This is a genomic window from bacterium, assembly GCA_020854115.1.
In the GTDB taxonomy this organism is placed as follows: Bacteria; Patescibacteriota; Saccharimonadia; order CAILAD01.
On the sequence record JADZGC010000005.1, the window covers coordinates 1 to 11422 of the forward strand.

An 11422-nucleotide genomic window follows, 5' to 3' on the forward strand; every position below is an offset into this window, starting at 1 on the left:
AACACGAGCCACCTTACGAAGTGCTGAATTCGGCTTCTTTGGGGTCTGCGTGAATACCTTTGTGCACACTCCTCGCTTGAAGGGTGACGACTGGGTAGTCGTACGCCCCTTCAAGGCGTTGAGATTGCGTTGCAGTGCAGGCGACTTGCTCTTCTTGCGGGCTGCGCTGCGTGGTTTTCGAATGAGTTGATTGATTGTTGGCATATAACTTGATCATCCTATCAGATTAAGCCTATCTGGTCAACTCTCGTCATCCGGTCGGAAGCCAGTCCCTACTGGGATCAGGCGTCCGATGATGACGTTTTCTTTCAGGCCACGGAGATGGTCAGTCTTGCCACGCAAACTTGCACCGATCAATACCTTCATCGTCTCCTGGAAGGATGCGGCTGAGAGCCAGCTGTTTGAGCTAATCGAGATCTTCGAAATCGGCATCAAGAGCTGCTCATAGGTAGCGGGTTCTTTTTTCTTCGAGATGGCTTCAGCGTTGGCTTCTTTGAGCGCTGTCTTTGATACGATGTCACCCGAGATGAAATCAGTGCCGTTTGGCTCTTCGATACGAACGCGGCTAAACATCTGGCGAATCATGACTTCAATATGTTTGGAAGCAATCGACTGACCTTGCGATGCATAAATCGCCTGCACTTCGTCCACAATATAGCGCTGTACAGCTTCTTCGCCTTGGAGACGGAGCATGTCCTGGAGATTGACAGAGCCCTCGGTAATGCGCTGGCCGACTGTCACGAGGTCGCCATTCTTGACGGTCAAGGTGACATAATCAGGGATAGTGTATTCCTTCACATTGCCACCCTCGTGCGTCAGTTCGATCGAAGTCTTTCCAACCTTGACTATACCATCAGCTCCGGCCTTGATCGTACGCTTACCGGTTTCATTGGCAGCCAGAACATCGCCCTTCTTGACGGTCGCACCAGATTTAACTACAGCCTTCATGCCTTCTTTGATAACATAGTCTGTGACCTTCATATCGACAGGCGCAATGCGAATAGACTGCTTGTTGTCATGAGACTTTACAACCACGCAACCATCTACTTCGGCAAGAATTGCTTCACCGCGCGGGCTACGCGCTTCAAAGATTTCGTCGACACGTGGCAGACCCTGGGTAATGTCGGCAGCAGAAGCTACACCGCCAGCATGGAAGGTACGCATGGTAAGCTGCGTTCCTGGCTCACCAATTGACTGAGCAGCCATAATACCAACTGCTTCACCAAGCTCAACTTCACGACCGCGAGCGAGGTCAACACCATAACAGTGCTTACATACGCCCCATGCAAGAGTACACTTCATGATCGATCGGATGACGACTGTCTCGATACCGGCCGCAGCCACTTCGCGTGCCAGCTCATCGGTAACCAATGCCCCAGACTTCACGATGACCTTGCGCCCATCTTTTACGTCCTGAGCGACATAACGCCCGACGATCCATGGAGCGAGCGAGTCCTGTCCGGCAGCTTGAGCTTCTGCGAGGAGCACTGCGTATCCTTCTGTATCACCACAATCTTCGGCTGCAATCAACACATCCTGAGCCACATCGACCAAGCGACGAGTCAGGTATCCAGATTCTGCAGTCTTCAGCGCAGTGTCTGTAAGACCCTTACGAGCACCGTGAGATGAGATGAAGTATTCAAGAATGTTCAAACCTTCTTTGTAGTTGCTCTTCACCGGAAGCTCAATGGTGGCGCCTGTCGAGTTCAATACCAAGCCTTTCATACCAGCCATCTGGTTTGCTTGACCGACAGTCGCACGTGCGCCGGATTCAATGTCCATAGCTAACGTTGACTGGTTTGGATCCAGGGCCTTCGTGAGTTCAGCTTCAATCTGTTCGCCTACCTCTTTCCAGATCTCGACAGTACGTTCTTTGCGCTCTTCATTAGTGATGAGCCCTTGCTGGTACTGAGCCGTCACGGCCTGTGCCCTCTTCTCACCCTCGTCAAGCAACCGAATCTTCTCAGTAGGAGTTGAAAGATCATCCATTCCCAAGGAGAAGCCAGATTCGGTCGCATATTTGTAGCCCGTGTCCTTGATCGCATCTGCGACACGTGCGGTCTCAGGACCACCAGCTTTCGTGAATACTTCAGCGAGTACCGACTTGAGCTTCGACTTGGTCATAGCATCATTCTTGAAGCTGAGGCCTTCTGGAAGGATTTCGTTGAAAAGCAGACGACCAGCGCTTGTCTCGATCAACTGACCATCCATCTTCACCCTAATCGTGGCACGCAAGTGAATTGCGTCTTCTTGGTGGGCCATGATCGCTTCATCTGCATCGGCAAAAGCTTTCCCTTCGCCCTTAAGGCCATCTTTGAGGCTAGTCATGTAGAAGCAGCCCAATACAATTTCGTGCGATGGGTTGATGATTGGCTCACCGCTAGCTGGCTTCAGAAGGTTGTTTGACGAGAGCATAATCTCGCGTGCTTCTTTCTGTGCGGCATCAGACAATGGGACGTGTACCGCCATCTGGTCACCGTCGAAGTCAGCGTTGAAAGCCGAACATACGAGAGGGTGCAGCTGGATCGCCTTACCTTCGATCAATACTGGCTTGAAAGCCTGGATCGACAAACGGTGCAAGGTAGGAGCACGGTTTAGGAGCACGTACTTACCGGTAATGACTTCTTCGAGTGTATCCCACACTTCAGTGCGAGCGCGTTCGATCATGCGAGCAGCACTCTTCACATTGTGCGCGTATTCTTTTGCGATGAGTTGCGAGATAACGAATGGCTTGAAGAGTTCGAGCGCCATCATCTTTGGGATACCACATTCATCAAGCTTCAAGTGTGGACCAACGACGATTACCGATCGTCCCGAGTAGTCAACGCGCTTACCAAGCAGGTTCTGACGGAAGCGACCCTGCTTACCCTTGAGGAGATCTGTGAGGCTCTTGAGCTTCTTACGTGATCCACCGACCGCAGTGACTGCACGTTCGCGGCGTGAGTTGTTGTCCATTAGAGCGTCAACAGCTTCTTGGAGCATGCGCTTTTCGTTACGACAGATAACTTCTGGGGCATCGAGATCGAAAAGTTTCTTCAAACGGTTGTTGCGGTTAATGACTCGGCGGTAGAGATCGTTGAGGTCAGATGCGGCGAAGCGACCACCGTCAAGCTGCACCATCGGGCGAAGATCTGGTGGGATAACTGGTAGTTCCGAGATAACCATCCACTCTGGCTTGAGACCAGCCTGGAGCATGCCTTCGACAGTCTTCAGACGCTTGAGGGCCTTGCGCTTACGCTGTCCAGTAGTGGTTGCGCCTTCTTCGGTCAGATCCTTAGCGAGCTGTTCGAGGTCAATCTCTGAGAGCAGCTCACGAATAGCTTCTGCGCCGATACCGGCCTTAAAGACGTGTCCAAACTTAATGTTCAAATCACGATAGGTGCCTTCTGGAAGGAGTTGGTACTTCGAGAGGCCTTCGAGCTCGTTCTTAGCTTGGATGTAGTTCATCTCGAGATCAGACAACTCCTTCTGAGCCTCTTCAGTCAGGGTACTATCATCCTTTGCTTCGTGCTTTGCGAGGAGCTCTTTGCAGCGACCCTGATAATCACTCGAAAGATCTTCAAGTGCATTCTTGCGCGCATCTGCGTCGACATTCATGACGATGAAGTTTGCGAAGTACGTTACGCGCTCGAGGTCACGCACGCCCATATTCAAGAGTGTACCAATTGAGCTTGGCGTGCCGCGCAAGTACCAGATGTGAGTTACGGGTACGGCAAGATGGATGTGTCCCATGCGCTCACGACGAACGATTGAGCGCGTAACCAAAACGCCACACTTATCACAAACGATACCTTTATAGCGAATGCCCTTATATTTACCACAGTAACACTGCCAGTCCTTGGTGGGCCCAAAGATCTTCTCACAGAAGAGGCCGTCTTTTTCTGGCTTCTGCGTACGATAGTTGATTGTTTCTGGCTTGGTGACTTCACCGTGACTCCAGTCAAGTATTTGCTCTGGGCTAGCGACAGTCAATCGAATAGCCGAGAAGTCAATCACGTTTTGCGATATATCTTGCTGTTGCATGATTTAGACCTCCTCTTCCTTTCCATCAATTGGTTTAGACTCTGCCAATACCTCAAAGTCGTCAATCGCACCGCTAGATTCGAGATCTACGATCCCTTCAGAATCAACGCCGGTAATCAGTTCTTCGTTTCCGAGATCATTTGACTCCTGAACGGTTGCCTTATCGAGCGCGTCGTCAGCGTCGAGAATCGTATGGTCACGTTCGAGCTCAACACCCATACCGAGTGCCTGAAGCTCCTTGACGAGCACATTGAAGCTCTCTGGAACACGTGGCCCCTTAATCTCTTCTGACTTAATGATTGACTCATAGGCCTTCGAGCGACCGATGACGTCGTCTGACTTGATAGTGAGAATCTCTTGAAGGCTGTGCGATGCACCGTAGGCTTCAAGTGCCCACACTTCCATCTCACCAAAGCGCTGACCACCCATCATTGCCTTACCACCAAGCGGCTGCTGGGTGACCATGGCGTATGGACCGGTCGAGCGAGCGTGAATCTTGTCATCGACCATGTGATGCAGCTTCAGCATATATTTGTAGCCAATCGTAGTTTTCTGGTCGAATGGTTCACCAGTGAAACCGTGGTAGAGCTGAGCCTTACCGTCTTCAGGTAGACCGGCTTTCTTAAGCTCTTCCTTAATTTGATCGATAGTCACACCATCAAGTACTGGGCTAGCTACTTTATAGCCGAGCGCCTGAGCAGCCCAACCGAGATGGGTCTCGAGGAGCTGACCGACATTCATACGAGCACCGATACCGAGAGGGTTCAAGACGATGTCAACTGGTGTACCGTCTTCGAGATACGGCATATCTTCGACGGGCATAATCTTAGAGATCACACCCTTGTTTCCGTGTCGTCCGGCCATCTTGTCACCGACCTGAATCTTACGAAGCTGCGCAACAGCGACATAGATCTGTTGCATGACGCCCGATGGAAGCTCGTCACCGTTTTCTGCCGAAAGAATCTTTACACCGACGACTTTACCGGAGCTACCGTTTGGCATACGCAAGCTGGTGTCTTTCACCTCGCGTGCCTTCTCACCAAAGATCGCACGTAAGAGGCGCTCTTCTGAGCTAAGCTCGGTCTCGCCCTTCGGACTAATCTTACCGACGAGGATATCTCCTGCCGTTACTTCCGCACCGATGCGAATGATACCACCTTCATCGAGATCCTTGAGCGCTTCATCGCCGACATTTGGGATGTCGCGCGTAACCACTTCTGGACCGAGCTTGGTGTCGCGTACATCCATCTGGTGGGTCTCAATGTGGATTGAGCTATAGCGATCGTCCTGTACGAGACGCTCTGAAAGAATAATCGCGTCTTCGAAGTTATTACCGTCAAAGGCCATGAAAGCCACTAGGACGTTTTGACCGAGAGCGAGCTCACCATCACGAGTCGACATACCATCAGCTAGTACATCGCCCTTCTTCACCTTATCGCCACCCTTCACGAGTGTGCGCTGTGTCATCGCTGCACCCTGGTTTGAGCGAATGAAGGTCTGCGGCTCGTAGGTCTTTTCGCCACCCTTCTTGTACTTCACTACGATTTCTTGAGCACTAGCACGCACCACTTCACCATCATCTTCTGCAAGAATGACCTGACCAGAGTCAGCCGCTACCTTCGCTTCTACACCAGTACCAACAACTGGGGCTTGTGGCTTCACGAGGGCTACAGCTTGCTTTTGCATGTTTGCACCCATCAGCGCGCGACGAGCATCGTCGTGTTCCATGAACGGAATGAGAGCTGCTGAGACACCGACAGTCTGGATCGAAGAAATATCCATGTACTGCACTTCATCAGCGTTGAGCTCTGCAGCTTCACCGCCAACACCTCGAGCCGACACGACAGCATCTACAAAGTAGCCCTTCTCGTCAATGCGGATATTGGCTGGAGCAATCACCGCTCGCTCTTCATCGAATGCATCAAGCAACACAACTTCTTTTGTGACACGAGCCTTCACCGGGACTTCTTCACCAAGCTTCGCAAGCGCCTTAGCTTGAGTGGCGGTAATGGTGTCACCAGCTTTTGCGATGACAGTGCCCTTAGCGTCCTTGATCTGACGGCGAGCGATTTCGCCAACAGCCCTGTCTGCAGAAATGCTATTCACGACCTTCAGGTATGGAGTTTCGATAAACCCGTAGTCGTTGACCTTGGCATAGCTTGCCATGGTTGAAACCAGACCGATATTCGGTCCTTCCGGAGTTTCGATCGGACAAATGCGACCGTAGTGAGTACGGTGCACGTCACGCACTTCAAAGCCGGCTCGCTCGCGGTTCAAACCGCCCGGACCCATCGCGTTGAGACGGCGCTTGTGAACGATTTCATCCAGTGGGTTGGTCTGCTGCAAGAACTGTGAGAGTTGGTGTGAAGCGAAGAATTCCTTTACGCTCGCAACGATTGGACGTACGTTTACGAGTAGGGCTGGGGTTACAGCCGTCGGATCTGCGACCGACATACGATCCTTGACGATGCGCTCCATGCGCGCGATACCAACGCGAAAACGCTGCTGAATCAGCTCGCCAACCATCTTGAGACGACGATTACCGAGGTGGTCGATATCTTCGCTCGGACGCTTTTCGTTCGTCATGGTGATAGCTTCTTTGACGATAGCTACGAAGTCTTCGACACGCAGCGTGCGGTTGGCGCGAGTATTCTTAATATTGAGACCGAGTCGCTTATTGAGCTTATAGCGACCAACTTTCGAGAGATCGTAACGCTTGAAGTCGAAGAACATTGAGTCGATCAGCGACTTAGAGTTTTCGACCGTAGCCAGATCACCAGGGCGAATACGCTTGTAGACTTCCATCAAAGCCTCAGCAGTGGAGCTTGAGGCATCCTTAGCAATGGTTTCTGAGATAAAACGAACTTCGCCAGTATCCACATCGGCGAAGAGTTCCAACAAATCGCTATCAGATGAATACCCGAAAGCGCGCAAGAGTGTGGTCACAGGCAATTTACGCTTGCGGTCAATCTTCACACTCATCACACCATTCGCAGCCGTCTCGATCTCGAGCCAAGCGCCGCGAGAAGGGATAATCTTGGCTCCAAAGTACCCGGTCGCCGAGTCGCTTGTGAAGAACACTCCCGCGCTACGCACCAGCTGAGATACTACCACACGCTCAACACCATTGATGATGTAGGTACCGCGCTTCGTCATCACTGGATAGTCGCCCAAGAATATCTCTTGGATTTTTACTTCGCCAGTTTCTTTAATTAATAGTTCGAGGTTAGCTCGCAAGCTAGCTTCGTAGGTCGCATTTTTCTCTTTTGCTTCTACTTCGGTGATTTTTGGCTCCTCGAAGTAATAGTCTTTGAATGAAAGGGCGTAGAGCTTGCCGGTAAAGTCCTCTATTGGACTAATTTCTTCGAATAATTCAGCGAGTCCTTCTCGCACAAACCAGTTGTAACTGGTGTGCTGAATCTCTACCAGATTCGGAATTGGCAGAAGATCCTGATGAGATGAAAGGTACACGCGTTGGCTTTTTTGAGGCATGACGTGGCTCCGTTAGATTTGGTGTGATATCTGACGGCCTGCTTCAATACTCCTGACTATACCGAGCGTGACGCCTACACTCTCTCGAAGAAAACGAGAGCGAAAAAAGTGTCTATATGTCGATTTAACTCATGAGTTAAGTAAAACAAGCTGTGAGATGAAATGGCGACCGAGGGGTATCTAAACGCAAAAATACGCGACCACGCGAAATAAAGCAGCTTTCGGGTTTAGCGTATAAGTTTAAGCATCCTCTTACCCCTTATTCTGAGGCAAAAACAGATACGTGTCAAGCATATTTTGGCGATATTTTACCGAATACTTTTAAGAAAATTAGGCCCATGAGGAATAACATTCCTCCGATCGCCCCCACCACGCTCAAAGGCGAGAAGAAGTCAGCCAATAACCCGGCGACGAATACTGGCAGAAGTGCGGCGATATTTATCATCATATTCAGTGTTCCGAAGATCTGTCCGCGCAAGCTATCGGTGGATGCTAGCTGAAGCAATGTCTGTGCTGCAACCAAAATCCCAGCGTTTAATAAGCCCATGCCAAAAGTAAGCACAGCAGTAACTGGCCCAACAGGCAATACTTCTGCCAACAATGGTAGGAGCACCATAGCGCCCAGCAGACCAGCAGCTAAGAACAGTGCAATAAATATGACTCGAACCTTACTTTGCGATTGAAGTAGCTTCCCCGCGATAACCGATCCGATAATCAAGCCAACTCCCGCCGGTAGAACCAGAAAATGACTTGTCTCAGCCAGGCCCTTATCAAAAAGCTGCTGCGACATTGCTGGCGCGAGCGCAGCAATGATACCCACTATCGTTTGAGCGATCGAGATCAATAATATTGGGAAAAGCAGGGTTTCTTCACGAATAATCTTCGTAAAATGTAGGCGCAGGTCTTTTATGATCGCTCGATAGGTGGCTACAAATTCAAACTTCACCATCTTTGGTGGTTTCATCTGTGGGAGCGTCATGGTAAGCAGTAAGGCAATTACAAAAGCAACCGTAACGCCCGCATAAACTGCATGAACTCCATATCGACTGATAATTGGGGCGGCCAGAGAGTAGCCGATGATAAAACTAGCGTTAAGCGTAAAGACAAAGAACGAGTTTGCGATCGGCAAGTGTTCTTCTTTGACAAGCCGCGGCAACGCGGCACCTTCAGCAGGCACGAAGAATTGAGAGAAGATAGAAACTACCAAAGCTAAGGCATAAACAGCCGCCAACTGGCCATCGAAGAGAATGAAAAAAGGTACCAACAGCGCACGTAATGCATTTGCCCAATTCAAGATACGCTTACGATCGCGGAGGTCGGCATACGCGCCAGCAGGGACAGCAAAAAGTACCGCTGGAATCCCGATCGCCACGATAAACAACGAAACCGAACTACTGGCAAAGCGGGTGCCTTTTGCAAGCTCATAAATATGGATGATCAATCCATAGTTGAGAAGTTGCGCAGCCACTTGGCTGGCGACTTGTGCGCCCCATAGCTTAAGAAAGTTTCGATTTTTTAAAACTTCACGATACATGTATTTGGTCACCCATTACGTTCTATTGTATCCGAAATACACGCACGCACGAAGGGCTATGAGCTCTTGTCAGGTTTTTTGGTAACCACTTTGTCGACCAGGCCATATTCAGCGGCCTCGTCAGCGCTCATCCAATAATCGCGATCAGAGTCTGTGGCTACTCGTTCAACCGACTGACCTGATCGGTCTGCAATCATTTGATTGAGCTTCTCGCGAGTCTTGAGAATCTCCTTGGCAGTAATCTCGATGTCGGCTGCAGTTCCTTCGAATCCACCGGAAGGCTGATGAATCATTACTCGGCTATTTGGTAGCGCAAAACGCTTGCCATTTTCACCCATAGCGAGAAGAAAAGCGCCCATCGACGCAGCTAGCCCGACACAAATTGTCGACACTGCTGGCTTTATGTGCTCCATCGTATCAAAAATTGCCAGGCCAGCCGTCACACTGCCACCCGGGGAGTTGATATACAGCGTGATATCGGCATTTTTATCCTCACTCTCGAGAAAGAGGAGTTGAGCGATAATGAGATTTGCGACCGTATCGTCGACGGCAGTACCGAGAAACACTATGCGCTCCTTGAGCAAACGCGAATAGATATCATAGGCTCGCTCGCCCATCGAAGTCTTCTCGATTACTGTCGGTACTAAGATTGAATTACGAATCGTAGAATCCATATGCCCTCCGGTTTAGTCAGCTTTAGTCTATTGTAACGCTATTTTTTGGCCTGTTCACACAACCAATCAACTGCTTTTTGGGTCAGCAGGCGATTGGCGACGTCATTCTTGAAGTGATCATGATCAAGATGCTCAAGTACCTCAGGGTCAGTGTACGTCATACGCATTTTCTCAATCTGATCTTGCACTTCATCAACCCGAATCTCAAACTTTTGCTTTTCGATCACATCACGGATGATAAGGCCCACACCAATACGGCGCTTAGCTTCGTCGTGGAGCTCTTGCTTGAAAACTTTCTCGTCCTTCTTCTGGATCTTCAGCCAATCATCAAGCTCCATACCTGAGCTTTTGACCTGCTCTTCAAGTTCGTGCTTGATTTCTTGATATTGCTCGTCTTCCAGCAGTTCACTAATCACGACCTTCGTCTGCTTGACTGCTTGGGCAAGTACGGCAGCTTCGTAGGCACGGCCAGCTTCATTATCCTTACCCTCTTGCAGATTCTTGCGAATATCTTCCTTGAGCTCATTGAGCTTCTTAAACCCACCAACTTTTTTCGCAAACTCATCGTCGAGCTTCAGAGTCTCGACTTCACGCACTTCATTCACGGTCACAGTAAAAGTAACTTTTTTGCCGGCGAGATCTGTGGCGTGGTAATCTATTGGAAAAGTAATATCAAAGCTTTTCTTGTCACCCTTCTTCATCCCAACTATCTCATCCTCAAAACCTGGGATAAATCGGCCACTCCCGAGCACAAGCATACTATTTTGACCGGCTGCACCCTCAACAGGAGTTCCTTCCCGCACGCCCTTGAAGTCCATACGCACTTCATCACCAAGCTTTGCGGCTCGCTTGACGCTCTTGCGGTCTGCAAACTGCTGCTGGAGGTTTTCGAGTGCTGTGTCGACTTCTTCTTCATCGAGCTTGACTTCGTCGTACTTCACTTTTAGTTTCGTATAGTCATAGGTAATTTCTGGAAGCACTGCTACTTTGGCCTCGTATTCAAGCTCATCCCACGGCACGAATTTTTTGACATCGACCTTTGGCTGCGCAAGAGTCTTCAGCCCATGCCCCTGGACGGCTTCGGTAAATGTCGCGGCGAGGACTTTTTCGACTACTTCGAGTTGGAGCTTGGCGGCGTCCATATTTCGCTCGGCAATTGCGTCTGGTGCCTGTCCTGGACGGAAGCCGGAGATCTTCATGTCTTTTTTAGCTTCTGCGAGCACAGCAGCCTTAGCATCTTGGAGTTCTTTGGCACTAACGACGATCTTGAGCTCGACGTCAGCAGCGCTTTGTTTTTCGATAGTAGCTTTAGTCATAGTAGAAATATTTTACCAAACTGTGGATAAAAAAACTAGCACTCGTGAGTACGGAGTGCTAGTGTTTAAGAAACTTTCGTGTGACAAGAAAAGTTATTAGGGCTGGCAAAAAGAATGCGATCAATATTCCTAAAGCAAAGATTAATCCCCAGCCAGTTTCCGGAGCGCCGTTTAAGGCGCCTATACTAATATCCGTCACGAGCTGAAAAACTATAAGAGCCGGTCAGGGCCATAGCCAGTAAAGTAGCATGATTTAGAAATGCTAGTAATATTTTTTCATTGAATGGAGTATAGGTCATTATTAGTGTCTATCTACAACGAAGTTAGAGCCTATTTCCAAGAAAATACCCGAACCACGCCGCCTAGCGAGCAAGCCTGCCCGC

6 protein-coding genes are annotated in these 11422 nt (G+C 49.8%); all 6 read right to left on the reverse strand.

Annotated features, from left to right (window positions below):
• Positions 1-204 (reverse strand): 30S ribosomal protein S12 (locus IT415_00995; GenBank protein ID MCC7543268.1); only part of this gene is annotated, 204 nt, incomplete at its 3' end.
• 36 nt (positions 205-240) lie between these two features.
• The gene (rpoC, locus tag IT415_01000; protein MCC7543269.1) at positions 241-4023 is read right to left on the reverse strand and encodes a DNA-directed RNA polymerase subunit beta'; all 3783 of its coding nucleotides are present in this window, start codon (positions 4021-4023) and stop codon (positions 241-243) included.
• A 3-nt stretch (positions 4024-4026) separates the two neighbouring features.
• Positions 4027-7515 (reverse strand): DNA-directed RNA polymerase subunit beta, encoded by a 3489-nt coding sequence (locus tag IT415_01005; GenBank protein ID MCC7543270.1) that lies wholly within the window; start codon positions 7513-7515, stop codon positions 4027-4029.
• A gap of 286 nt (positions 7516-7801) precedes the next feature.
• Positions 7802-9049 carry an MFS transporter gene (locus tag IT415_01010; GenBank protein MCC7543271.1) on the reverse strand — a complete coding sequence of 416 codons (1248 nt, stop codon included), beginning with the start codon at positions 9047-9049 and terminating at the stop codon, positions 7802-7804.
• A gap of 56 nt (positions 9050-9105) precedes the next feature.
• Positions 9106-9723: an ATP-dependent Clp endopeptidase proteolytic subunit ClpP gene (gene clpP / locus IT415_01015; GenBank protein ID MCC7543272.1), complete on the reverse strand. Its 618-nt coding sequence runs from the start codon at positions 9721-9723 to the stop codon at positions 9106-9108.
• Positions 9724-9761: 38 nt separating this feature from the next.
• On the reverse strand, positions 9762-11039 hold the full coding sequence (gene tig / locus IT415_01020) for a trigger factor (protein ID MCC7543273.1): 1278 nt from the start codon (positions 11037-11039) through the stop codon (positions 9762-9764).
• Between the last annotated feature and the right edge of the window lie 383 nt (positions 11040-11422).